Origin of the sequence: Dietzia massiliensis (genome assembly GCF_018390595.1) — a bacterium.
GTDB lineage: Bacteria > Actinomycetota > Actinomycetes > Mycobacteriales > Mycobacteriaceae > Dietzia > Dietzia massiliensis.
In genome coordinates, this window is the sequence record NZ_JAHBAV010000017.1 from 24,623 (window position 1) to 47,048 (window position 22,426).

Annotated in this window: 23 protein-coding genes and 1 pseudogene; 15 read left to right on the forward strand and 9 right to left on the reverse strand. The window is 71.8% G+C overall.

Going from position 1 to position 22,426, the window contains the following annotated elements; genetic code table 11:
- Positions 1–139: 139 nt before the first annotated feature.
- Positions 140–817, reverse strand: coding sequence for a fasciclin domain-containing protein (locus KHA85_RS06760; RefSeq protein ID WP_131885121.1), 678 nt, complete (start codon positions 815–817; stop codon positions 140–142).
- A gap of 150 nt (positions 818–967) precedes the next feature.
- Between KHA85_RS06760 and KHA85_RS06765 the strand changes: the two genes are divergently transcribed.
- The 3 genes from KHA85_RS06765 to KHA85_RS06775 all read left to right on the forward strand — a co-directional run bounded on the left by KHA85_RS06765 (position 968) and on the right by KHA85_RS06775 (position 4,151).
- Positions 968–2,608 carry a molybdopterin-dependent oxidoreductase gene (locus tag KHA85_RS06765; RefSeq protein WP_213185230.1) on the forward strand — a complete coding sequence of 547 codons (1,641 nt, stop codon included), beginning with the start codon at positions 968–970 and terminating at the stop codon, positions 2,606–2,608.
- Between the two features lie 98 nt (positions 2,609–2,706).
- On the forward strand, positions 2,707–3,288 hold the full coding sequence (gene sigK / locus KHA85_RS06770; RefSeq protein ID WP_213185231.1) for an ECF RNA polymerase sigma factor SigK: 582 nt from the start codon (positions 2,707–2,709) through the stop codon (positions 3,286–3,288).
- Entirely contained in the window at positions 3,285–4,151 is an 867-nt protein-coding gene (locus KHA85_RS06775; RefSeq protein ID WP_213185232.1) for an anti-sigma factor, read from the forward strand. Before sigK ends, KHA85_RS06775 begins: the two co-directional genes overlap by 4 nt.
- A gap of 276 nt (positions 4,152–4,427) precedes the next feature.
- Here KHA85_RS06775 and KHA85_RS06780 read toward each other — a convergent pair whose 3' ends face one another.
- The 3 genes from KHA85_RS06780 to KHA85_RS06790 all read right to left on the reverse strand — a co-directional run bounded on the left by KHA85_RS06780 (position 4,428) and on the right by KHA85_RS06790 (position 8,180).
- The gene (locus KHA85_RS06780) at positions 4,428–5,702 is read right to left on the reverse strand and encodes a class I SAM-dependent methyltransferase (protein ID WP_213185262.1); all 1,275 of its coding nucleotides are present in this window, start codon (positions 5,700–5,702) and stop codon (positions 4,428–4,430) included.
- 65 nt (positions 5,703–5,767) lie between these two features.
- Positions 5,768–7,240 carry an FAD-binding oxidoreductase gene (locus KHA85_RS06785; RefSeq protein ID WP_213185233.1) on the reverse strand — a complete coding sequence of 491 codons (1,473 nt, stop codon included), beginning with the start codon at positions 7,238–7,240 and terminating at the stop codon, positions 5,768–5,770.
- A gap of 10 nt (positions 7,241–7,250) precedes the next feature.
- On the reverse strand, positions 7,251–8,180 hold the full coding sequence (locus KHA85_RS06790) for a sterol desaturase family protein (protein ID WP_213185263.1): 930 nt from the start codon (positions 8,178–8,180) through the stop codon (positions 7,251–7,253).
- A gap of 142 nt (positions 8,181–8,322) precedes the next feature.
- On the opposite strand from KHA85_RS06790, the gene KHA85_RS06795 reads away from it, so the two are divergent.
- Positions 8,323–8,868, forward strand: coding sequence for a DUF732 domain-containing protein (locus tag KHA85_RS06795; RefSeq protein ID WP_213185234.1), 546 nt, complete (start codon positions 8,323–8,325; stop codon positions 8,866–8,868).
- A gap of 11 nt (positions 8,869–8,879) precedes the next feature.
- On the opposite strand, the gene KHA85_RS06800 is transcribed toward KHA85_RS06795, so the two are convergent.
- Positions 8,880–10,019, reverse strand: a complete 1,140-nt coding sequence (locus tag KHA85_RS06800; protein ID WP_120285334.1) for a patatin-like phospholipase family protein — start codon at positions 10,017–10,019, stop codon at positions 8,880–8,882.
- A 190-nt stretch (positions 10,020–10,209) separates the two neighbouring features.
- On the opposite strand from KHA85_RS06800, the gene KHA85_RS06805 reads away from it, so the two are divergent.
- Together KHA85_RS06805 and aroD are read left to right on the forward strand one after the other, a co-directional pair.
- A complete protein-coding gene (locus KHA85_RS06805; RefSeq protein ID WP_213185235.1) occupies positions 10,210–10,692 on the forward strand; it encodes a DUF4262 domain-containing protein in 483 nt (160 codons plus the stop codon).
- Positions 10,693–10,730: 38 nt separating this feature from the next.
- Complete coding sequence (gene aroD / locus KHA85_RS06810; RefSeq protein ID WP_120285338.1) at positions 10,731–11,510, forward strand: type I 3-dehydroquinate dehydratase; 780 nt, start codon at positions 10,731–10,733, stop codon at positions 11,508–11,510.
- Here the strand turns inward: aroD and KHA85_RS06815 are convergent.
- Positions 11,507–11,998, reverse strand: a complete 492-nt coding sequence (locus KHA85_RS06815; RefSeq protein WP_306666425.1) for an SRPBCC family protein — start codon at positions 11,996–11,998, stop codon at positions 11,507–11,509. The two genes, aroD and KHA85_RS06815, sit on opposite strands and share 4 nt — an antisense overlap.
- On the opposite strand from KHA85_RS06815, the gene KHA85_RS06820 reads away from it, so the two are divergent.
- The 3 genes from KHA85_RS06820 to KHA85_RS06830 all read left to right on the forward strand — a co-directional run bounded on the left by KHA85_RS06820 (position 11,997) and on the right by KHA85_RS06830 (position 13,889).
- Positions 11,997–12,566 carry a DUF1697 domain-containing protein gene (locus tag KHA85_RS06820; RefSeq protein WP_213185236.1) on the forward strand — a complete coding sequence of 190 codons (570 nt, stop codon included), beginning with the start codon at positions 11,997–11,999 and terminating at the stop codon, positions 12,564–12,566. The genes KHA85_RS06815 and KHA85_RS06820 overlap by 2 nt on opposite strands.
- Positions 12,567–12,816: 250 nt before the next feature.
- Positions 12,817–13,377, forward strand: coding sequence for a DUF2599 domain-containing protein (locus KHA85_RS06825; protein WP_213185237.1), 561 nt, complete (start codon positions 12,817–12,819; stop codon positions 13,375–13,377).
- On the forward strand, positions 13,374–13,889 hold the full coding sequence (locus tag KHA85_RS06830; protein ID WP_163376180.1) for a GNAT family N-acetyltransferase: 516 nt from the start codon (positions 13,374–13,376) through the stop codon (positions 13,887–13,889). Before KHA85_RS06825 ends, KHA85_RS06830 begins: the two co-directional genes overlap by 4 nt.
- On the opposite strand, the gene KHA85_RS06835 is transcribed toward KHA85_RS06830, so the two are convergent.
- Positions 13,813–15,312 (reverse strand): condensation domain-containing protein, encoded by a 1,500-nt coding sequence (locus KHA85_RS06835; protein WP_213185238.1) that lies wholly within the window; start codon positions 15,310–15,312, stop codon positions 13,813–13,815. The genes KHA85_RS06830 and KHA85_RS06835 overlap by 77 nt on opposite strands.
- Before the next feature lie 45 nt (positions 15,313–15,357).
- Here KHA85_RS06835 and KHA85_RS06840 point away from each other — a divergent pair, with 45 nt between their 5' ends.
- On the forward strand, positions 15,358–16,185 hold the full coding sequence (locus tag KHA85_RS06840; RefSeq protein WP_213185239.1) for an alpha/beta fold hydrolase: 828 nt from the start codon (positions 15,358–15,360) through the stop codon (positions 16,183–16,185).
- Here KHA85_RS06840 and KHA85_RS06845 read toward each other — a convergent pair.
- A complete protein-coding gene (locus KHA85_RS06845) occupies positions 16,151–16,903 on the reverse strand; it encodes a helix-turn-helix transcriptional regulator (RefSeq protein ID WP_007631480.1) in 753 nt (250 codons plus the stop codon). The genes KHA85_RS06840 and KHA85_RS06845 overlap by 35 nt on opposite strands.
- Before the next feature lie 164 nt (positions 16,904–17,067).
- On the opposite strand from KHA85_RS06845, the gene KHA85_RS06850 reads away from it, so the two are divergent.
- The 3 genes and pseudogenes from KHA85_RS06850 to KHA85_RS18390 all read left to right on the forward strand — a co-directional run bounded on the left by KHA85_RS06850 (position 17,068) and on the right by KHA85_RS18390 (position 20,186).
- Positions 17,068–18,726 (forward strand): AMP-dependent synthetase/ligase, encoded by a 1,659-nt coding sequence (locus tag KHA85_RS06850; RefSeq protein WP_213185240.1) that lies wholly within the window; start codon positions 17,068–17,070, stop codon positions 18,724–18,726.
- Between the two features lie 53 nt (positions 18,727–18,779).
- Positions 18,780–19,598 (forward strand): annotated as a pseudogene (nadE, locus tag KHA85_RS18385) (NAD(+) synthase); the annotation flags it as partial.
- A gap of 24 nt (positions 19,599–19,622) precedes the next feature.
- Positions 19,623–20,186 carry a cysteine hydrolase family protein gene (locus KHA85_RS18390; protein ID WP_308936885.1) on the forward strand — a complete coding sequence of 188 codons (564 nt, stop codon included), beginning with the start codon at positions 19,623–19,625 and terminating at the stop codon, positions 20,184–20,186.
- Between the two features lie 11 nt (positions 20,187–20,197).
- Here the strand turns inward: KHA85_RS18390 and KHA85_RS06860 are convergent, their stop codons facing one another.
- On the reverse strand, positions 20,198–20,830 hold the full coding sequence (locus KHA85_RS06860; protein WP_131885132.1) for a YdcF family protein: 633 nt from the start codon (positions 20,828–20,830) through the stop codon (positions 20,198–20,200).
- Positions 20,831–20,942: 112 nt separating this feature from the next.
- On the opposite strand from KHA85_RS06860, the gene KHA85_RS06865 reads away from it, so the two are divergent.
- Positions 20,943–21,611: a DNA-3-methyladenine glycosylase family protein gene (locus KHA85_RS06865; RefSeq protein WP_213185242.1), complete on the forward strand. Its 669-nt coding sequence runs from the start codon at positions 20,943–20,945 to the stop codon at positions 21,609–21,611.
- Between the two features lie 10 nt (positions 21,612–21,621).
- Complete coding sequence (locus KHA85_RS06870) at positions 21,622–22,410, forward strand: adenylate/guanylate cyclase domain-containing protein (protein WP_213185243.1); 789 nt, start codon at positions 21,622–21,624, stop codon at positions 22,408–22,410.
- Positions 22,411–22,426 lie beyond the last annotated feature (16 nt).

The window sequence follows — 22,426 nt, forward strand, 5'->3', positions numbered from 1 at the left end:
CCCGGACCGACGTGGTGTCGGCCCGGGCCCGGGTCGCGTTGCGTGGGAGTTCAGGGCTCCCACTGATGCCCTCGGCGGGGTGTTCAGGGCACCTGCCGCAGGTGGCGTCAGGTGTTCAGGGCACCGGACGCCGGTCTGCTCACTCCTCGGGCATGAGCACCTGGTCGATGAGGTAGACGGTGGCGTTCTCGGTCTGGACGCCGCCGCAGACGACGCCGGCGCCGTTGACCATGAGCTCGTCACCCGAGCCGGTGACCTCGAGCTGCGCACCGTTGAGAGTGGTGTGCTCGCCGACGACCTGATCGGGCGCGGCCTGACCTTCCACCACGTGGTAGGTCAGGATGCCGGTGAGCAGGTCGGCGTCGGTCTGCAGCGACTGCATCGTGGCCTCGTCGATCTGCGCGAAGGCGTCATCGATCGGGGCGAACACGGTGTACTCGCCGCTGTTCAGGGTGTCGACGAGATCGACCTCCGGATTGACGCCGCCCGAGACGGCCGAGGTGAGCGTGGTGAGCATGGGGTTGTTAGAGGCGGCGGTGGCGACGGGCTCCATTGCCATACCCTCGACCGAGCCCGGGCCCTCCGGGTTGGCCTCGGCGTAGTCCGCGCAGCCCGCGCCGACGAGCATGCCGGCAGGCTCCGACTCCATGGTGGAGGTCTCGCTCGCCGACGTGGTGGTCATGACCGAGGTGGCGGTGCCCTCGGCGGTGTTCTCCGTATCGCTTCCCTCGTCGCTCGAGCAGCCGGCGAGGACGAGACCGGAGACCGCGGCGGCCGCGGCGATCGACGCGACGCGCCGGGAGATCGTGATGCCCATGGTGCGTTTCCTTTCGGTAGGGCCCCGCCGAGTTGGCGGGACTCTGTGCAGTGGGTCACCAGTGCTTCGGCGGGCCATCCGGTCCGGATGGGTGCCGTAGGGAATTTGTTTCGTACCGGTCCACCGGGACCCCGGCTCCGAACTCCTGGCATGGACAGCACAGAGCAACGACCCAGGGCGGTCGCTCGGGCCGCCTCGGGCCTCCTCGCCACCGGCCTCGCCGTCGCGGTGGGGCACGCCATGGCGGGATTCGTCGCCCCGGGCTCGTCCCCATTCCTCGCGGTCGCCGACTCCGTGGTCGACCGCGCACCGGCGGCCGTGCGTGAGGTGACGATCGACGCGCTCGGCACCGCGGACAAGCCCGCGCTGATGCTCGGCCTGGCGGCCATCCTCCTCATCACGGGCGTGGTGGCGGGCCTCGTCGAGCGTCCGCGTCGTCCCGCCGGGAGCGCCGTCCTGGTCGTCTTCGGCCTCGTCGGCATGGTGGCGGCGCTGGCCCGCCCGTCTGCCGGGCCGCTGTGGGCCGTACCGACCCTGCTCGGCGTGGTCGTCGCCGTCGTGGCGCTCCGAGCCCTCATCGGGACCCTGTTCACGGCAGAGGCCGGGTCCCGACCGTCCGCAGCCACCTCCTCGGAGGCGGGGCCGCCCGCGTCGACGCCACCGTCGGCGCCGACGCCGCAGCCCGGAGCGCGGCTGGGCGACCGGCCCGCACCCGACCGCCGACGCTTCCTCGTCCTGGCCGGGTCCGCTGTCGCCGTGATCGCCGCCGCCGGCACCACGGGCATCGCGCTGACCCGCCGGGCCGCCGACGCGGTCGCCGAACGCACCGGTCTGCGGCTGCCGCGGGTGCTCGCCCGCAACGCGGCCGCCCCGGTTCCGCCGGGCGTCATCCCCGACGCGCCGGGCGTGACGCCGTTCCTCACCGACAACGCCGAGTTCTACCGCATCGACACCGCCCTGCGCGTGCCGTCCCTGAGCACCACCGAGTGGCGGCTGCGGGTTCACGGGATGGTCGAGCGGGAGATCGAGCTCGACTGGCAGACGCTCGTGGACCGCGAGGCCCGCGACCGAATCGTGACCCTGACCTGCGTGTCGAACGAGGTCGGCGGGGACCTGGTGGGTACCGCGACCTGGACCGGGTTCCCCATCGCCGACCTGCTCGCCGAGGCGGGTCCGTTGCCCGAGGCCGACATGCTGCTGTCGACGTCGGTCGACGGCTGGACGGCCGGGACGCCACTCGAGGCTCTGACGGACGGCCGCGACGCCCTGCTGGCAGTGGGGATGAACGGCGAGCCGCTGCCGTTCGAGCACGGCTACCCCGTCCGCCAGGTGGTCCCCGGCCTGTACGGGTACGTCTCGGCCACCAAGTGGGTCGTGGACTGGGAGGTCACCCGCTTCGACCAGGCCAGCGCGTACTGGACCGACCGCGGGTGGGCGGAGCGCGGCCCGATCCGCACCGCCAGCCGCATCGACCGGCCCGCCCCGCTCGCGGAGTTGCCGCCCGGACCGACGGTCGTCGCCGGAACCGCGTGGGCGCAGCGCCGCGGCATCGACCGCGTGGAGGTGAGGGTCGACGACGGGCCGTGGCAGGACGCCCGGCTGGCGGACGAGTACACGGTGGACACCTGGCGCATGTGGTCATGGGTGTGGGACGCCGAACCGGGCCTGCACACCCTGCACGTCCGGGCCACCGACTCGACCGGTGAGGTCCAGCCTGAGGAGCGCAGGGATCCCGTACCCAGCGGCGCCACCGGCTGGCACAACCGCACGTTCCGGGTGGTGGCGGCATGACCCTCCAGGTCACCGGCAGACCGTCGGCGCGGCCACCGGGTCGACCACCCGCGCCGGCGTCGCGCGGTCACGAGCCGGCTGGCACTAGACTGGTCTCCGTGTCCGAGCCAGCCGCCCCGCCGCTGACCGACCCGGGGAGCCTGCTCGAGTTGGCCGCGTCCGGTGATCTCCAGGCCTTCGGTCGTTTCTACGACCTCATGGCCCCACGCGTCTACGGGCTCGCCCTGCGAGTCCTACGCGACCCGGGGTACGCCGAGGAGACGGCGCAGGAGGTGTTCCTTCAGGTCTGGAAGCAGGCTGCCGACTACCGGCCCTCGCTGGGGTCCGTCCAGTCCTGGGTGCTGACCATCACACACCGCCGGGCCGTCGACCGCGTCCGTTCCGAGAGTTCGGCTGCACGACGTGACGAGGTCGACGCCGCCACCGGCACCATCCACGGAGGCGATGTCGCCGAACAGGTCACGGAGCAGATCTCCCGCGGCGAGGAGTCCGCCGAGGTGCGCAGGTGCCTGGAGACGCTGACCGACAACCAGCGCGAGTCCATCGAGATGGCGTACTTCTCCGGCCACACCTACCGTGAGGTCGCCGAGAGACTGGGCACCGCGTTACCCACCGTCAAATCGAGAATCCGCGACGGACTCCGTCGCCTGAAGAACTGCCTGGGAGGTGAGCTGTCATGAGCGTTCGTCACCACGATCACCCGTCGACCCCTGACAGCGTCCGCCCCGAGGACCTCGACCTCTACGCGCTGGACGCACTGCCCGAACACGAGGCCGATGCCGTCGAGGCCGCACTGGTCAGCGCCGCCCCCGAGGACCGGTCATCGATGCTGGCGCACATCGCGTCGACGCGTGAGGTCGTCGCGGCCCTCGTCGCGGACGCCGGACTCGACACCGCGCCGCCGCCGCAGCTGCGGGAGCGGATCCTCGAGCTGGCGGCGGTCTCCTCGCCGTCCGGCCCCACCGGTCCCGTCGGTCCGGGCGACCGCCGCGGCTCCGGGCGGGACGCCGACGGGGGTGCGGACGTCATCGACCTGAGTCGCGAACGCGAGCGCCGACGGCCCGGTTTACTGACGTTCCTCGCGGTCGCCGCGGCCGCCGTGGTGCTGCTGGTCGGTGGTGTGATGATCGGCCGCCTCACCGACGGGACCGGGTCTGAGAACCTACCCACCGCCGCGCCCCCCTCGGGGACGATGCCGCGACAGGTCACCTCACTGTTGGCGGCCGAGGATCTCGCGGTGGTCCGCGGCCAGGTCGGCGGGACCGGAACCGCCACCGTGCTGGCGTCGAAGTCGGCGGACATGGCCGTCATCTCGATGACGGACCTCCCCGCCCCGCCGGAGGGCCGCGCCTACCAGCTGTGGCTCATGGGCGATCACGAGCCCATCTCCGCGGGAACCATGGAGTCCGGTGAGGTCGGCCCGTCGCCCTCGGCCCGGATCGACGGCATCCGTGACTCAGAGCAGATCGGCATCACCGAGGAGCCCGCGGGTGGTTCGCCGGCGCCGACCGGTCAGGTCCTGCTCGCGCTCGACCTCCAGTGACCCGGCGTAGTCGCCGGGCCGCATAGTCGGCCCGCCGACTACCCGCCCCGCCGCCCGGCCGGGTCGAACGTGGAAACCGGGGCCGTACGGCAAGTACCGGTCATCGAGAAGACGGTTTCGCACACCGCCACTCGGCAGATGCGTGCGGAACCGTCTTCTCGACGGGGCGGGCCGGGGCGCGACGTGCGCGCTCGCGAGAGACGGGGCGCCCGTCGGGGCGACGAGCCGGGGTCCGCGTGCGTCAGGCCGCGGGCGCTCGCGATCGGTCGCTCAGGCTCAGGCCTGCCACCACTGCCGCAGCGGGACGTCCCAGGTCTGGCGCTCGTCCGGGCGCACGGCGAGGATCTGGTGCAGCTGGATCTTGTTGTGCTCGAACCCGTACTGGCAGGCCCCCATGTACAGGCCCCACAGCTTGGCCATGGGCTCGCCGACCTCTTCGACCGCCTCATCCCAGTGCTCGACGAGGTTGGCGCACCAGTCGCGCAGGGTGAACGCGTAGTGCTGGCGCAGGTTCTCCTCGTGCACCACCTCGAACCCGGCGTTCTCCGCCTCGAGGTGCACGGTGCCGGCCCCGGCGAGCTCGCCGTCGGGGAAGATGTAGCGGTCGATGAACTGACCGGCCTTCACCTTGCCGACGTTGTCCGGCCGGGTGATGCAGTGGTTGAGCAGCCGCCCGCCCGGCTTGAGGTACCCGTGCAGCTTGGCGAAGTAGTCGGGGTAGTTCTTCCGGCCGATGTGCTCGGTGATGCCGATCGAGCTCACGGCGTCGAAGTCCCGTTCGGGCACGTCGCGGTAGTCCTGCAGCCGGACGTCGGCCAGGTCGCCCAGCCCCTCGGCCTCGATGGCGGCGCGGCCCCACTCGACCTGCTCCTTGGACAGGGTCACGCCGATCACCTTCACGCCGCGGCGGGCGGCGTAGCGGACCATGCCGCCCCAGCCGCAGCCCACGTCGAGCAGCCGGTCCCCCGCCTTGAGGCCGAGCTTGTCGAACACCAGTCGGTACTTGTTCTCCTGTGCCACCTCGAGCGATGCGTCGGCGTCCGGGTAACACGCGCAGGTGTACGTCATGGACGGCCCGAGGATCCACTCGTAGAAGCGGTTCGACACGTCGTAGTGGTAGCTGACGACCTCGGAGTCCCGCTCCTTGGAGTGCCGCCGCATCCCGGACAGGACGCGTTTCCACGCGGGCTTGACCTCCATCGGCGGGATGGGCAGGAACCGGACGTTCTCCGTGCCCACGGACCGGGCGATCCGCGCGAGTGTTCTGGCGTCGGGCGTGCGGGTCATGTGCTTGCGGAACACCTCGAGCGCGCCGAACACGTCATGGGGCGCGCCCGGGTGCACGCCGTCGATCTCCAGCTCACCCATGAGGTAGGCGCGGGCCAGGCCGAGGTCGCCGGGGGCGGTGACGAAGTACTGCAGCGCCTTCTCGCTCTTCAGGCGGAGCACCAGTCGGCTGTCCGCCGGGCCGATGGCCGACCCGTCGTACGCCTCGATCCGCAGCGGCGGCTCGCCGGTCGCGAACGCGCCGATGATCTCGCCGATCGTCATCCTGCCCGCTGCACCCGCTGCGCTCGCCGCGCCCGCGGGCTCCGCGGTCCCCGCGCTCGTCGTGGTCACCGTGCACCCACCGCCTTCTCGTAGAGGGTCGCGAACCGGCCCTCGGGATCGAATTCCGTCTTGAGCCGGCCCGCGTGGTCGCCGCCGTAGAGCTGGGCGAACTCCTCGCGGGAGTAGAAGACCTCCGAGTACAGCGACTTGTGGCCGCCGAGCCGGGACACCTCCTCCTCGATGCGCCGGTTCCACGCGCCCTCGGCCATCCCGGGTTCGATCGGCGCCGAGGACCAGAAGCCGATGTTGACGTAGGTGGTCTCCGGCGCGAGCGGGTACAGCGGCCAGGGGCGATCGGACGCCGGCTCGCCGTCCGGGCCCGGCGCCGGGGTGGACTCCCGCAGCCGCAGCGGGCAGATCCACAGGGGTTCGATGGGCACCTCGCGCAGGAACCAGTCGAGGAACTCGGCGGTGTGGTCGATGGTCACCTCGACGTCCTGCACCACCCGCTCGCGCGGCCCCTCGCCCTTGAGGGCGCCGATCTTGTTGCCGAGGTCGTACTTGTGGTCCAGGCCGATGATCTTCCAGTACGCCGAGGAGCGCAGCAGCTGCTGCGGCCAGAAGCGGCGGATCCGCGGGTTCTGCACGCCGAACGCCCGGGAGCACCAGAACCAGTCCGTGTCCCAACGCCAGAGGTAGTCGCGGATGGTCAGGCGGTCGCGCTCCACCGAGCCGGCGGGACCGCCGTGTTGGATCGAGCGGTAGAAGATCGCTTGCTTGTCGGCCACCCCGGTGTAGTCCGAGACGGGCCCCGGCTCGTCGGTCCGCCGACCCAGGCACAGGTACGACTCGTCGGCCGAGAACACGACCCCGTCCAGGAAGTCGACCTCCTCGTCGTCGTATCGCTCGTCCTCGCTGATCCGCGCCAACGCCGACTCGAGCGCGGTGAGGGAGTCGAATCGCACGTGTCGCAGTTCCACGAAGCGCCCCACCGGTTCGAGCGCGATCCGCAGCCGCACCGCGTACCCGAGCGAGCCGTAGGAGTTGGGGAAACCACGGAAGAGCGCGCGTTCGCGCTCGGTGCCGTCGGGGCGGGCGGTGACGATCTCGCCGGTACCGGTGAGCACGTCCATCTCGAGCACGGACTCGTGCGGTAGGCCCAGGCGGAACGAGGAGGACTCGATGCCCAGCCCGGTGACCGCGCCACCGAGGGTGATGGTCTTGAGCTGCGGCACCACGTACGGCATCAGCCCGTGCGGCAGCGTCGCGTCGACCAGGTCCTCGTAGGTGCACATGCCCTGGACGTCGGCGGTGCGCGCCCCGGGGTCGACGGAGATGACGCGCGTGAGACCGGAGGTGTCGAGACCGGGCGACGACGACGAGGCGCGCGGCCGGAACAGGTTGGACGTCCGCTTGGCCAGCCGAACCGGTTCACCTGCGGGCACGGCCCGGAAGCTCTCGACCAGTCGCCGCACGCCTTCGTCATGTCGGGCGGTACCCACGACGAGTGGGTCGGCGAGCCTGGTGGCAGTTCCCATGCGCCCCACCCTAGTGCGGCTCGGGGACCCCGGCGCATGATCGGGGGATGGGTGCCGGCACCAGGGCGGGCCTCCACCCCGGTGGGCCGAACGCGTAGCCGAGCCGCTCGCGCCAGCTCGCGGCACCGCGGAGGTCCCGCCAGATGGCGACGTACTCGTGCGTCTGGAGCCAGAACGGATTGTGGGAGTTCACCGGCGTGGTCAGACCGTAAGTGGGCCGGTGGGTCTCGGGCCGGAACGTGCCGAACAGGCGGTCCCAGATGATGAGGATGCCACCGTAGTTGCGGTCCAGGTACTCGGTGTCACTGCCGTGGTGCACGCGGTGGTGCGACGGGGTGTTGAACACGAACTCGATCGGCGCGGGCAGTCGGCCGATGCGCTCGGTGTGGACGAAGAACTGGTAGACGAGCGAGACGGAGAATCCGGTGAACACCATCCACGGCGGCACCCCCAAAAGTGGTAGCGGCAGCCACGCGATGATCTCGCCGGAGTTGTTCCACTTCTGCCGCAGCGCGGTGGCGAAGTTGTAGTACTCACTCGAGTGGTGGGCCTGATGCGTCGCCCAGACCAGACGGATGCGGTGGGCGCCGCGGTGGTACCAGTAGTAGAGGAAATCGGTGCCGAGGATCGCGAGGACCCACGTGTACCAGGCGTCGGGCGGCAGGTGCCACGGCGCGAGGTACACCCACACCGCCGCGTAGAGGACCAGGCCGACCAGCTTGCCGAGCAGCCAGAACGCCTGCGAACCGACGCCCATCAGGAGCGAGGTGACGGCGTCCCGAGGCTGGTAGCCACCCGGCTCCCGGGCCTCGAGCACCCGCGCCGAGATCCACTCGATGGCGACGAACGCGATGAACACCGGAAGTGCCAGCAGAACCGGCTCGTGCAACGGATCCGCGAGGGCCCCGAGCGCGCGACCCAGCGATTCGGAGTACCCCATCTCGTTCACATCTCGATTGTGACACCACTCACAGACAATCGGGACATCAGGCCCGACCCGGCCGCTCGGGTGCAATACCCTCGCGACAGCACCGGCCCCGAGTGCCGGTGTCGCGCAACCGACTCGAAGAGGAGGACCCACCGTGGCCGTCACACCCCGGTCCGCACGCACCCGTTCCCGCCCCCTCGCCGCCGCATCCGGCCTCGCAGCTCTGGCCCTCGTACTGGGGGCCTGCGGAGAGGAGGGCGAGGCCGAGCAGGCCGTCGGCGAGGCCACCAGCGCGGTGGGCTCCGTCGCCGCCGAGGCGACGTCGGCGGTCGGTGACGCGATGAACGACGGCGGGGAAGGCGGCGAGGGCGGCGCCACGACCGGCAACGGCCCGCAGCCCGAGGGCTCCGAGGAGGGTGGGGGCGAGAGCCCGAACCCGGACGAGGAGTTCCTGAACGACATCCAACGCGTCGGCGTGGACACGCCGGACGAGCAGGACTACATCACCCGCGGCCGTGACGCCTGCGCGTCGTTCGACGAGGGCACCGGCTACATCGACGTGCTCCAGATGTACAACGACGCACATCCCGATGCTCCCGTGACCGAGGCACCGGCAGTGGTGACGGCCGCGGTCAAGGCGTACTGCTCGCAGCACCTGCCGCTCGTCGGCGACGGAGGCGAGAACGGCGGAGGCACCTAGGACCGACCCCGTCAGATCCCGGCGCGGTCGAGCGCCTCGGCGGTGAGGCGGCGGCCGAGGGCGATCAGCTCGTCCGCCCGGTGGAAGTCGAACGTCGAGCACGCGTCCGAGGGGACCTCGACCAGGACATCGGGGCGGTTGCCGGCCATGCGGTAGGCGGTCACGATGCTCTCCATCGCCTCGACGGTGTGGGTGACCACGTCGAAGATCCGTAGGGACCCGGGAAGAGATTCCTCGCCGTCGTCGGCGGCGACCTCCTGCTCGCCCTCGTCTACCACCTCTTCCACCACGTCAGACGGCTGACCGGGCACCCGGTCCCCGGCCGTCCCGTCGTCGACACCGTCGACCAGGTCGTCCACCGCGTCACCGCTGCCGCCCGATGAGTCCTCGTCCTCCGGGACGGCCGCGTCCTGACCGAATCGCGCGGCGATCAATCGCACCAGGTCGCCGTCGCGGACGTCCGCCGCCGCGGTCCGGATCCGACCGGTCAGCTTGCCCGCCGGCCCCGGCCCGGCCGGGACGCCTCTCCGGGAGATTTTGGGCTCGGCCTCGGGGGACACCTCGTCCGGGTCCGAGCTCTCCTGGAACGTCGACCCGCGGATCCCGGACCGACGACCCGTCAGCGAGACCGCGAGCAGCAGGTCGCTGTTCAAGGGCGCCAGCGGTTCCAGCGGGACGGGGTTGGTCACGCCGCCGTCGACGATCAACCGACCTCCGACCAACGCCGGGGTGATGACGCTGGGGATGGCGAACGACGCCCGCACCGCCACGTCCGCGGGGCCGCGGGTGAACCAGACCTCCCGGCGGGCCCGCAGATCGGTGGCGACGGCGGTGAACGGGATCTCGAGATCCTCGATGCGGACGTCGTCCAACATCGCCCCGATCACCGCCATGATCCTGTTCGCCCGGATGGCGCCGCCGCCCGCGAAGGAGACGTCGAGGAGCCGCAGGACGGCGGGCTGGGTCAGGCCCCGCACCCACTTCTCGAAGTCGTCGAGCTTGCCGGCCGCGTAGAGGGCACCCACGACGGCACCCATCGACGCCCCGGAGACACCGACCACCTCGTGTCCACGTGCCTGCAGCTCACGGATCACGCCGATGTGCGTGTATCCACGCGCCCCGCCCGAGCCCAGTGCCAACGCGACCCTCACAGGCGCCCCTTTCGGTCGAGTCCGACCACGCGTCCCCCGCGTGTCCGCCCCCAGTGTGCACCCGTCCCGTCCGGGTACAGGACGTCAACTCCACGGTCCGTGTCGTAGGTGGGATCTACCGTCAGCATCGCATCGAGCACCTGTTCGACGCCGGGCACCGGGCCCGATACACCCGTACAGAGGAGATCCCATGTCCCACACCGCCATCCCGCCCCGTACCGGCTCCGCCTACGCCCCCACCATCGACCGCGACATGCTGCGGGTCGCCGCTAACGTCGAGCGCTCCGGGATGCACGTCGTCCACGTCGGCGAGGGCTGCGACTGCGGCGACTGCGCCGCCACACCACTTCCTCCGGACGACAGGTTCGGCTACACCATCGGACTGACGGATCTGGGGCACCCCGAGTTGCTCGTGCGGGGCCTGTCGGCGCGGGAGACCGCCGATCTGCTGGGCCGGTGGGGCGAGACCGTCCTGACCGGCCAGGTCTTCGATGCCGGGCACCTGCTGTGCGAGGGCTCCGGCGGCCCGACCTGGGAACTGGTCCCCGTACGCCGGCCGTCCCGCACACTACGCTGGGCGGTCAGGTACTACCGCACCTCCGGAACCGGGGGCCTGGCCGCGCTGGAGTTGATCCCGGCCCGCCGGCCGTGCCCCTGCAAGGGATGTAGCTGACGGTCCGGGCCCGGCGGGGGTCGTCGTAAGGTCTAACCATGCCCCGTCACCAGCTGCACCTGGATGCGCGTTCGCCGTCGATCATCGTCCCGATCACCGCCGGCGACCTCACGCAACTGGAGCAGCAGGCCGCGGCGTTGGCCGACGATCCCGTGGTCGATCTCGTCGAGTGGCGGGTCGACCTCTACAAGCCCGCCCCCGCCCGGTCCGGGGCGGCCGCCGCCGAGGCCGGGACGTCGACCGATCCCGGCCCGGCGGTGGCAGCGCTCGAGGCCCTGGCCGGGCTGCTTCCGGACACTCCGATCCTGGCCACGTTCCGCACCACGGCCGAGGGCGGTAGTGCCGGGATCACCGACGACGCTTACATCGCGCTGGTCGCATCTCTCGCGGCGACCGGCCTGGTGGCGGCGGTGGACGTCGAGCACAGGCACCCGCGGGCGGCACGGGCGATCGAGGCGGCCCACGCGCACGGCACCTCGGTGGTGGCGTCGAACCACGACTTCGATGCCACCCCGCCGGCCGCGGAGATCGTCGCTCGACTGGAGGCCATGGAGGCCGCCGGGGCGGACGTGGCCAAGATCGCCGTGATGCCCCGCTCGGCGGCCGACGTGGTGACGCTGATCGCGGCCACCGAGAGTCGCCACCGCGTCGCCGGTATCCCGCTGATCACCATGTCTATGGGCGCGCTCGGGGCGGTGACGCGTATCGGCGGCGGCACGTTCGGATCGGCGGCCACCTTCGCCACCGTGGGCGCGGCTTCGGCGCCGGGGCAGTTGCCGGCGGCCGGGGTGCGGGCCGCGCTCGATCTGCTGGGTTAGCCGTAGCGCCGCAGGACCTCCTTGCGGAGGCCGGAGGTGGCCACGTCCGCGATGTGCTTCTGGGCCTTCTTGAGCATCACTCCGGGAAATTTGATCTTGAGGTCCACCTCGAGGTCGAAGACCACCTCGGTGGTGCCGTCGCCCTTGTCCGTCAGCACATAACGCGCGTTCTGCACATTCTGGGTGCTGCTCTCGACGAGCGACCAGCTCACCTCGCCGTCGTACCACTCATACCGCACGACCATCTCGTCGGTCACGCCGTACTGCGCGATCTTCTCCCACACCACGATCGGCCACCCCTCGTCGTCGGCCTCGCGGATCTCGACCTCGCGGTGGGCCTCCGACCAGTCGACGAGGGATTCGACGTCGGCGAGGACCTCCATGATCTCCGGGATGCCGGCCTCGATCGTGGTCACTGACTGCACTGACACTGCCATGGTCGCCAAAGTTACCCTCGCGGCCCGCCCGTGGTGCGAGGATCGGTCCATGAACGCCACAGCCGGTCCCGGCGGGTCGAGCTCAGACCGCAAGATCGCGTTGCTGCGGGGGATCAACGTGGGCAGGTCGGCCAGGATCGCGATGGCGGACCTGCGGGCCTGCACCGAGGAGTCGGGCTGCACGGAGGTGAGAACCGTCCTCGCCACCGGGAACGTCGTGCTCACCGACCCACGCACCGAGGACGAACTCCGGGCGGTGCTCGAAGCCGCCTACGCCGACAGGTTCGGCTACGACGCGGTGGTGCAGGTCCTCACCCGCGATGCGGTCGAGGAGGCGGTGGCGGCGTACCCGTTCGAGTCGCTCGACGAGCACCACGACTACGTCGTGTTCTCCGATGACCCGGCGGTCACCCGGGCGGTCGCCGAGGCGATGGGCGCGGCGATCGAGCCCGGCGGCACCGAGGTCGTGACAGCGGGATCAGGGTGCGTGTACTGGCGGGTTCCCAAGGGGGCGACGCTGAACTCGGCCGCCGGCAAGGCCTCCGGCAACCGAGCGCATGACCGTCACCTGACGAGCAGGAACCTCCGGACGCTACACAAGATCCTCGCGGTGGGCTGAGACGCGTCAGGGCCCTTGGACGGACGCGCCGATCGTGTCGACGAAGGCAGCGAGGGGCCCGAAGATCGCGGGGAAGATCCCGTCCCACATGGCCTGCAGCTGGGAGAGGTCGAACGGGGGCATCGGTCACGCTCCTTCTGTGGGAGGGGTGGCGTGCGGGCTCTCCGCCTGCGCCGGGTTCCCTTCCGCAGACAGGATCCTCTGCACACGTGCTCGGACGCAACCCTTTGCCCGTGGCAGACTGCGAGCGATGTCCCACCGCCCGCCCACCGGATCCACTGCCGCCGCACTCGGCGCCGTGCTGTTGGCGACCATCGCGCTGGGTGGGTGCTCGTCGGACCCGCGGGAGCCCGCGCCCGGGGATGCGGGGGCGACGACGTCCGTGTCCACCTCCGCGGCGCGGGTGCCGACGGCCGCGCCGCGGGAGTCCCCGCCCCCGGCGCGGTCGTCGTCCCCCGCCACCGACAGTCCCGTCCCCTCGGAGTGGGGCTCGCCCTCGCCCGTCCCGCCGTTCATCGAGGCCGCGACCTGGGGCGACTCCGACTACGGGGTGACGCTCGAGGTCGCCCCGTCCACCGCCGGCCGCCAGGCGTGGGGGGACGACGATTCGCGAACGGCCTGGCGGGAGGTCGTCCGGCTCGTCCCCGAGGCCGACAGCCCGGGGATGTGGGAGCAGTTCGACTGCCACTGGACCTGGGCGCGACTGCTCGAGCCGGACAAGCCCACCTGGAATCTCGAGCCGTGGCGGCCGGTGGTCTCGCCCGAGCGCATGCTGGCCGAGGGGTGCAACCCGGGAGGGCCGGAGGTGTGAGGGCGATCCGCCGCGCCACCGTGGCCGACGCCGCCGGTTGTCTGGACGTGTACGCGCCGTACGTCCGCGAGACCACGGCGACGTTCGAGACCGAGGTGCCGCCGGTCGACGAGTTCGCGGCGCGGATCGACCGGGCACTGGCGGGGTACGACTGGCTGGTGGCCGAGCTCGACGGCCGGATCGTCGGGTACGCCTACGCCGGGCCGGTCAAGGACCGCGCGGCGTACCGCTGGTCATGCGAGGTGAGCGTCTACGTCGATCCGGGCGCGCACGGCCTCGGGTTGGGGCGGTCGCTGTACCGGGAGCTGTTCGCCCGGCTCGAGGCGGCCGGGTTCCGCCGACTGCTGGCGATCGTGACCCTTCCCAACGAGCCGAGTGTGGCTCTACACCTGGCCATGGGGTTCCGCGAGGCGGGCCGGCTGGAACGGATCGGGTTCAAGCACGGGCGGTGGCTCGACGTGGGGTGGCTGCAGGCCGACCTGGGACCGGAGTCCGGCGCGCCGCCCCACTGACCTGCTCGTGGTCTGCCTCGACCTGCCCGCCCGGCCCGGTGCGACCGGCGGCCGGGGTGGCGCGGCGGACCAGCCCGGCGCACAGCTCGTCGAGCCAACCCCCCACCGACCCGCGGGCGGCATCGGTGCCCGGATAGCGGCAGCGCACGTGCAGCCCCGAACCGCTGACCACGAACCACACCATCACCCCGTCGGTCCGGATCGCGGCCGACACGTGCTGCGGGTTCAGGCTCAGGTCCACGTCCACCGGCAGGCGGCGGTGGTCGAGCCACGAGATCGCGAACATCCCCGGGGTGTGCGGCATCCCGCCGTACGGGGCGAGTATCGGCCCCAGTGCGTGCGAACCGAGGTCGACGGCTTCGCGCACGGCCACCGCGCACGCGGCCGGGTCGGGGTCGTCGCACTCGATCACGGAGTTGGTGATGAACCACCCCACCGAGTCGTTCCAGCGAGCGGTGCGCACGTCGTGGCGGGAGTGCACCGGCAGGACCGCGCGCAGGCCCACCCCGGCGCGGCGGTGGAGTACGGCCGTCATCTCGGAGATCGCCAGCGAGATCATGCGTACTCCGCCGGCGGCGGCCGTCTCCTCCAGGGCGGCGACCCCGGCCGGGTCGAGCACGTCGCGCACCTCGACCACCTCCTCGCGCGGGGCGGAGATGTCGCCCAGGTCGAGCGGGAACACCGGCATCTCCCCGCCGCCGCGGGCCAGGATCGCGGCCCAGCGTCGGTGCACCTCGTCCGGCGCGGGCGGGCGGGCTGCGAGCTCGGCGGTGTGGGTGGCGAACGCCGTCGCCGGCGGCAGGCAGGTGCCCGGTTCGAGGCCGCAGGCCAGGTCGTCGAGGCACGAGCAGAAGTCGCGCATCAGCACCAGCAGCGACCAGGCGTCGACGTGGCAGTGGTCGAGCCCGATCACCACGACCGGCCGCTCCCGCTCGTCCCGCGGCTCCACCAGGCACAGCGCGTGCGCCGGCCGGGAGAACGGGCAGCACGCCTTGTCGAACACCCGGCGCAGGACGGCCCTCGGGTCCTCCCCCGGCTCCGCGGGCGGGGTCCGCCACCCGAGTGGCCGCACGGTCACGGGCCGAAGGCGCAGCTCGTCGTCGTTGTCGTCGTCACGGTCGTCGCGGTCGGTCCTCCCCTCGTGCTCGTCGCGGTCGTGCCCGCCTCCGGTGAGCACCGTGCGCAGCGTCTCGTGGCGCGCGACCACCGCGAGCCACGCCCGCGCGACCTCGTCCCGGTCGGCCGGGAACGGCAGCGCGAACGCCACGGCCATCCACGAGCCCGGGCGGGGGCCGAGCGAGGCGTGGCGAGCCTGGTCGAACGAGGGGGATCGATCCTCGCCGTGAGCTGGGGTGACATCGGTCGCAAACCGGTGGACGACGCCGTCCGGCAGCTCCATCCGGGTTACCGTGGTGAGCCTCATGGCCCGCACGGTAGGGCCGCCGTGTTACGGGGAAAGGCGCGAAGTGTGACGACGACGAGACGGGCGGACACCCCGCCCGGCGGGGACGGACACGCGCTGGCCCGGGACCGCAGGGGTACCGGCCTCCCGGTGGTGCAGCTGCACGGTCTCAGCTCGAGCCGGCGCCGCGACGAGATGTTCGGGCTCGATCTCACGGCGGGCCGCGACGGCCTGCAGGTGGTCCGCTACGACGCCCGCGGACACGGCGAGTCGCCCGGCACCACAGATCCCGACGACTACACGTGGCCCGCGCTGGCCCGCGACCTGCTGGCGTTGCTCGACGAGGAGTTCCCGGGCGAGCGCGTGCACGGGGTGGGCCAGTCGATGGGCTCGGCCACGCTCCTCACCGCCGCGGCCGCCGAGCCGGACCGGTTCGCCTCCCTCACGCTCGGCATCCCGCCGACGGTGTGGCGGTGGCGCCGCGAGCAGTCCCGCCTGTACGACCTCGCCGCGCGGCAGGTCGCCAGGGGGGGCGGCGCGCGGTGGTCGGAGCTGACGCGGACGCCGCCGACGTCCCCCGCGATCGATCCCGACCGGCCGCCCACCGCCCCCGACGTGCGCGACGAGTGGCTGCCCGCTGCGTTCCGGGGCGCGGCCGCGACCGACCTCCCGCCGGAGGAGCGGATCGCGCGGCTGGGGATGCCGGTGCTGCTGCTGGCGTGGCCGCAGGACGCCTCCCACCCGCTCGAGGTGGCCGAGCACCTGCTGGAGCTGCTGCCGAACGCCCGGCTCGAGGTCGCCCGCTCCCCGGCGGAGGTCGAAAGGTGGCCGCGGGCGGTGTCGGACTTCATCGGGGCCCTCACCGGCGAGAGCGGAGCAGCCCCGACTCGGTAGCGCGGGTGGCCACCGCGGCGCGGCTGCGGGCGCCGAGCCTGGTGATGATGCGGCTGACGCGGTCCTTGACCGTGTGCACGCTCAGGTGGACACGGTCGGAGATCTCCTGGTTGGAGTAGCCGTCGGCGATCAGGGCGATGATCTCGAGGTCGTCCTGCAACCCCATCACGCGCGCCGTCTCGAGCTGGAGCGAGCTCTCCACGGCGTCGAGCGCCTGTTCCGTCCGGCCCGGGTCACCGCCGGCGCGGCCGACCATGAGGTTGAGGCGCCGGTAGACCTCGAGCGCGGCGCGCTGCTGCTCCTCGAGAAGTTCCAGGCGCCTGGTCTTGGTGGCCAGGTTGGCCTGGAGCCGGCGCAGCTCGGTCATGTCCCGGCCGACGCCCTGCCGGCCGACCAGCCGGCCGCCGCGGTAGATGTTCCCGGCGTGGATCTCCAGGTCGCGGACCTGGCCGTCCGGCTGCAGGATCCGCGTCTCGAAGTAGCGCCCAGGGTCGGCGCTGGCCATCCCCAGTCGGAAGTGCTCGACGGTCTCCGCGAGGGCGTCGGGGTCGATGACCTTGGAGAAGTGTTCGCCGATCAGATCCGCGAGGTCCCAGCCGAAGATCCGCTCGCCGGCGGGGTTGATGTAGGTGAACCTGCCGTCGGTGTCGACGGCGTAGACGACATCCGCGAGCCGGGCCAGGAGGTCCCGATAGTCGAGGGACGGATCGTCGTGCATCAGCCCAGGCTACGGCAGCGTGTGTGCCCGGCCCGGCCCGCCGGGTCCGGCACCCGTTCGGGTGATCTTCCACGACCTCCGGGGGTGTCACCGCGATCACGAACCCGGCGAGAATGTGAGTCAGACGACACTGTGAACACCCCGACGACCTCCAGGAAACCACCGTGACCTCCACCGCCACCCCGTCCGCGTCCGCGATCGCCACCCGCCTGGCGGAATCGGGCACCCTCGCCGACCTGTTCCTCGCCACGGCTGCCGCCCACCCGGGCGAGGTCGCGCTCCGCTCCCACGAGACGGGAGCCGAGGTCACGTACGCACAGGCCCGGGCACGGGTCGGGGCGATCGCCGGCACGCTCCGCGAGCTGGGTGTGGCCCCGGGCGAGCCGGTCGCCCTGATGCTGCGCAACCGACCGGAGTTCCACCTCGTGGACACCGCCGTGATGATGCTCGGCGCCGTGCCGTTCAGTCTCTACAACACGTCGGCGCCGGATCAGCTCGCCTACGTCCTGGCGGACGCCGGTGTGAAGACCATCGTGACCGAGTCGGCGTTCATCGAGGTCCTCGAGGCCGCGCGGGGCTCCGCCCCGGCGGTGGAGCGGCTCGTCCTGGTGGACGAGAGCCCGGACGGCCACGACGACCTGCTGGCCGAGTTGGCAGCCGAGGAGACCGCTTTCGACTTCTCCTGCGCCGAGGCGATCCGCCCCGACGACCTGCTGACGCTCATCTACACCTCCGGCACCACGGGGCCGCAGAAGGGCGTCGAGCTCACCCACGAGGGCATGCTCACGCAGCTTCGCGGAGTCCATCACGCGGTCCCGCTGCCGGGACACGGGCGCCAGATCTCGTTCCTGCCCGCGGCCCACGTGGCCGATCGCTGGACCTCGCACTACTCCGGCTTCATGGCCTACGCCAACACGGTGACGTGCGTGGCCGACATGGCGGAGCTGCCGGCCGCGCTCGTGGCCACGCGCCCGACCCTGTTCGGCGCCGTCCCGCGGGTGTGGGAGAAGCTCAAGGCCGCACTCGAGGCGGGTTACCCGGGTGACGCGGTAGCCGACTCCGTCGCGAACCCGCAGGTAGCCGAGGCGTTGCGGGCCAAGATCGGACTCGACGAGGCCCGGTGGGTCGTGACCGGGGCGGCCCCGACCCCTCGTGGTGTCCTGGAGTTCTTCACCGCCCTCGGCCTCCCGCTCTGCGAGATGCTGGGGATGTCCGAGGTCTCGTGCTGCGTGGCCACCAACACCCCGGACGCCATCAAGCTCGGGAGCGTCGGAAAGCCGCTCGACACCGTCGAGGTCCGGATCGCCGAGGACGGCGAGGTGGCGGTGCGCGGCCCGCAGGTCATGCGGGGGTACCGCGGTGCGCCGGAGAAGACCGCCGAGGCGATCGACGGCGACGGGTGGCTTCACACGGGCGATATCGGCCGGCTCGACGAGGACGGCTACCTGTGGATCGTCGACCGCAAGAAGGAGCTGATCATCAACGCGGCCGGCAAGAACATGTCCCCGGCCAACATCGAGATGGCCATCCGCTCGGCGGGCAACGCGATCTCCCACGTGGCCGTGATCGGCGATCAGCGCCCCTACAATGTCGCCCTGATCGTGGCGGACCCGCAGCGGGCGGGCGACCCGCAACTCGAGGAGGCGATCCGGGTGCAGATCGATCGCGCCAACGCCACGCTGTCGCGGGTCGAACAGATCAAGAAGTACACGGTGCTGCGGCAGGACTGGCGTCCCGGGCACGAGCTCACACCCACGATGAAGCTGCGACGCCGGGTGGTCGACGATCTCTACGCGGCGGAGATCGAGCAACTCTTCGCCTGAACGCGGCTCCGCCCTCCGGTGGCACCCTCGCGTCGTGCTCGCACAATGGGGACATGCGTGAACTTCAGAGGACGATCATCGACCACCTCGGGGTGAAGCCCGAGATCGACCCGGCCGCAGAGGTCGACCGTCGGGTGCGGTTCCTCGTGGACTACCTACGGGCGAGCGGCGCCAAAGGGTACGTCCTGGGCCTGTCCGGCGGGGTCGACTCGACGCTGGCCGGTCGCCTGGCCCAGCTCGCGGTGGAGCGGATCCGCGCCGAGGGCGGGGACGCGGTGTTCGTCGGGATGCGCCTGCCCTACCGCGTGCAGCACGACGAGGCCGACGCCGTGGCGGCCGTGGAGTTCGTCGACGCCGACGAGGCCGTCACCGTCAACGTGGCGCCCGGCGTCGACGCGCTCAACGGCGAGATCGCCCGGGCCACCGGCGCAGAGCTGACGGACTTCACCAAGGGCAACGCCAAGGCCCGCCACCGGATGGTCGCCCAGTACGCCCTCGCCGGGGACCGCGGACTGCTCGTGATCGGCGCCGACCACGCCGCCGAGAACGTCACCGGCTTCTTCACCAAGTTCGGCGACGGCGCCGCCGACGTCCTCCCGCTGTCGGGCCTGAACAAGCGGCAGGGGCGCGCCCTGCTGCGCCACCTCGGCGCGCCCGAGCAGCTGTGGAACAAGGTGCCCACCGCCGACCTGCTCGACGAGAACGAGGGGCAGACCGACGAGGACGAGCTGGGCCTGCGCTACGACGACATCGACGACTACCTCGAGGGCCGCGACGTGCCCGAGCAGATCGCCGAGACCATCGAGTCGGTGTGGCACCGCAACCGCCACAAGCGCACCACCCCGGTGGAGGTGTCCGACACCTGGTGGCGTCCGGGCGAGCAGACCGCGCTCGTGGTGATCGACATGCAGAACTCGTACTTCGAGTTCCCCGACCTCGCCTCCGTGCGCGACGAGCTGGTCGCGTCGATCAACGAACTCATCGAGGCCGCCCACGAGGCCGGCCGGCCCGTGGTGCTGGTGCGCACCGAGCACGCCCGGGACGGGTCCACGTGGACCCTCAACATGTGCGAGGACGGCCAGGGCTTCGCCTACCCCGGCACCGAGCAGGCGCAGTTCCTCGACGAGCTGGTCACCGGGAACCACATCGAGGTGGTGAAGACCCGCGACAGCGCCTTCTTCCGCACCGACCTCAAGGCGCGGCTCGCGCACCTGGGCGTGGACCACCTGCTGGTGTGCGGGGTGTCGACGCACAGCTGCGTGGCGCAGACCGCGATCGACGGGTTCGCCGAGAACCTGCACGTCGCGATCGCCAGTGGCGCGATCTCGTCGGACAACTCGGAGCTGTCCGAGGCGCTGCTCGACTTCTGCGCAAGACAGATGCGCCAGCCGATCGTCGACCAGCAGGCGAGCCTGGAGCTGCTGCGGACCGGCGCGTGGCCGGAGCCCGACGCCGACTAGCGCCGGGCCGGTCAGCCCCGCGCGACGACGCCGGTGACGGGGATGCGCCCGCCCACGGCCTGCCGGAAGTTGAGCACCGCGCGCTTGACGTGGTCGCCGGTCGTCACCACGACCGCGCCGGTGGTGCCGCGGTCACGGAAGATCCGGTCGGTGAACTGGGCGTTCTGCACCGTGGAGTTGGAGTTGCCCTCCTCGGTGATCCGCAGCGGCGAGATGCCGGCGCCGCGGAGCCAGTCGCCCATCGCGCGCGCCTCGGTGCGTCCGTTCTGCGGCACGCCACCGGTGACGATGATGCGGGCCGTCGGGTACTCCTGAGCCAGCCGGTAGCCGGTGCGCAGCCGCTCCTCGAGCACGGGGCGGATGCCGCCGTCGGGGAAGAGGCCGGCGCCCAGGATCACGATGTCGGTCGTGAAGGGGTTGATGGTGAGCATCGCCGGGTCATCGGAGGTGAGCACCTCGAAGTCGCCACACAGCGGCAGCAGCGAGGCGTCGACCTGCTGGCAGCCGAGCGACGTCAGCCCGCTGTACAGCGCGACCGGTGTGGGCATCTCCGCCGATCCGGCGGATGCGGTGCCGGCCCCGGCGCCCAGCGCCAGCGCGCCGGCGGCCGCGATCGCGGCGAGACGCGTGTGTGTTCTACGCACGAGAACGTTCCTCTCCCAAGCAGTGTCGTGACCGAATGGTTATAGCGGATCACGGGGCCGCCGTTACCCATAGCACGGGGCGGTCACGACGTCGCCGCGTACCCTGCACGGCATGCCGGAAGGATACGACAGAGTAACGGCCGCGCGGTACCTCCACGATGCTGATCCGGAGCTCGATGCGCACATCGCCGTGGTGGGACCGTGCACGCTCACCCCCACCCCGGATGCGGGGCCGCACACGCTGTTCGACCGCCTGGCCTCGTCGATCCTCTCCCAGCAGCTGTCGGTCAGGGCCGCCGCGACGATCGCCGGGCGGCTTCGTGAGCGCGCCACGAGCGCCGGTCAGCTCGACCCCGTCCGGGTGGCCGCCCTGTCGGACGAGGAGCTGCGGGCGTGCGGCATCTCGCGGCCCAAGGTGGCCGCCCTGCGGGATCTCGCCGATGCGGTGGGCACCGGTCGGGTCCCGTCCCTCGCCGCGTTGAGGGAGTACGACGACGACGAGGTCATCGCCTCCCTGACGACCGTCCGCGGGATCGGCCGGTGGACCGCGGAGATGCAGTTGATCTTCCTGTTGGACAGACCCGACGTCTTCCCCGTGGCGGATGTCGGGGTCCGGCGCGGCTTCGAGCGGGTGCTGGGCCTCGACGAGAAGGCCTCCCCCGACCTCATGCTCGAACGGGCGCGGCTGTGGGCCCCGTACCGGTCGGTGGCGTCCTGGTACCTGTGGCGCGCGGTCGACCAGACGGGCGAGTCGGTGCCCGCCACGTCCGCGGCGTCCTAGGCTCGGGCGCATGGCGAACCTCTACTGGGAGCGGACGCGGGCGGCGGCGGCCCGCGCCGCGGCGAGGGCGCGGGAGGTCAACAGGAATCCCACCTCGGTCGAGCTGCTGCGCCGCGCCCGGCGGGCCCTGCCCGGCGACGCGGGTTTCGGTGACCCGCTCTCGGCCGCGGGCCGCGACAGCGCGGGCACGATCGCGCGGCTGGCCGGGCGACTGTTCGAGGAGCAGCCCACCGCGAGTCGCGAGGTGACGCTCGGCGGACTACAGGTGTGGCACTCCCTGCGCGAACGCACCGGTCGCGCCGGTGTCGGCGCCGAGGTGACGATCGTGTTCACCGACATCGTCGGGTTCTCCGACTGGGCGATGCGCGTCGGGGACGAGGAGTCGCTACTCCTGCTGCGCCGGGTCGCCGCGGCCACCGAACCCGAGGTGCTGGAGCACCGCGGGACCGTCGTCAAGCGGCTCGGCGACGGACTCATGGCGGCCTTCCCGTCGCCGCAGCTCGCGCTCGACGCGGTGGCGGCGTGCCTCGACGGGGTGGCCGGGTGGCGTTCGAGGCTGCGGGTCGGCGTGCACACCGGGCGGCCCCGCAGGATCGGAGGCGACTACCTGGGCATGGACGTGAACATCGCCGCGCGGCTCGCGGAGAAGGCGGGCGCCGGGGAGATCCTCGTCAGCGAGGTCACGGGCGCCGGACTGGATCCGGCCCGGGTCGCGATGCGCCCCAAGCGCGGTTTCCGGTGGGGCGGGGTCAAAGGTGTGCCCGAGGAGATCGCCGTCCACGTCGCGACGCCGCGCTGACCGGCCACCCGTCGGC